The organism is Streptomyces sp. 4F14, assembly GCF_048159485.1.
Taxonomy (GTDB): Bacteria; Actinomycetota; Actinomycetes; order Streptomycetales; family Streptomycetaceae; genus Streptomyces.
The window spans coordinates 1-311 of the sequence record NZ_JBLRVY010000424.1 but is presented as its reverse complement, the minus strand read 5'-3'; the positions used below and the strand labels follow the sequence as shown (position 1 = coordinate 311).

Below are 311 nucleotides of genomic sequence, written 5' to 3'. Positions count from 1 at the left end.
CGACGGCCCGTTCACCGCCGCCACCGACAACCGCCCCTCCCACCGAACAAGCAACAACTCCACCTCAGCCAGCGGCAGTCCCACCGACACCATCCCACCCCGCCCCGCCAACGACCCCGCAATCATCCGACTGCGCACCGCGCTGATCCTGGCCGCATCCGCCAGTGAGAGTCCGCCCGCCACACACGCCGCCGCGATCTCACCCTGCGAATGCCCCACCACAGCAACCGGCGTCACCCCCAACGACTCCCAGAGGTACGCCAACGACACCATCACCGCCCACAACACCGGCTGCACCACATCAACCCGCC

The 311-nt window shown here is 68.8% G+C and carries 1 protein-coding gene; it reads right to left on the bottom strand.

The features are described from left to right. Nucleotides 1–311: acyltransferase domain-containing protein (locus tag ACLZOT_RS51420; RefSeq protein WP_416976170.1), on the bottom strand; the 311-nt coding region annotated here is incomplete at both ends.